We start from the raw sequence: 229 nt of genomic DNA, 5'->3' as shown, positions 1-229 counted from the left end.
CCCGAAATATTTGTTTTGTGATGAGCCGAATTCCGGTCTTGATCCTTATACTTCTAATGTAATTGATGATCTTCTTCTCGAAATTACGAAAGAATACAACACCACTACGATTATCAATACCCATGATATGAACTCTGTAATGACCATCGGTGAAAAGATTGTCTATCTGAGATTAGGAATCAAAGAATGGGAAGGAAATAAAGATGTTCTGATTACAGCAGGCAATAAA

At 35.4% G+C, this 229-nt stretch carries 1 pseudogene; it reads left to right on the top strand.

What is annotated here, in order from left to right:
• Window positions 1-229, top strand: a pseudogene (locus tag SCA31_RS25820) (ABC transporter ATP-binding protein); the annotation flags it as partial.

Origin of the sequence: Chryseobacterium sp. SIMBA_028, assembly GCF_046535285.1 — a bacterium.
In the GTDB taxonomy this organism is placed as follows: Bacteria; Bacteroidota; Bacteroidia; order Flavobacteriales; family Weeksellaceae; genus Chryseobacterium.
Note: the sequence above shows the minus strand (reverse complement) of the source record. Positions and strands in the feature narration are given on the sequence as shown.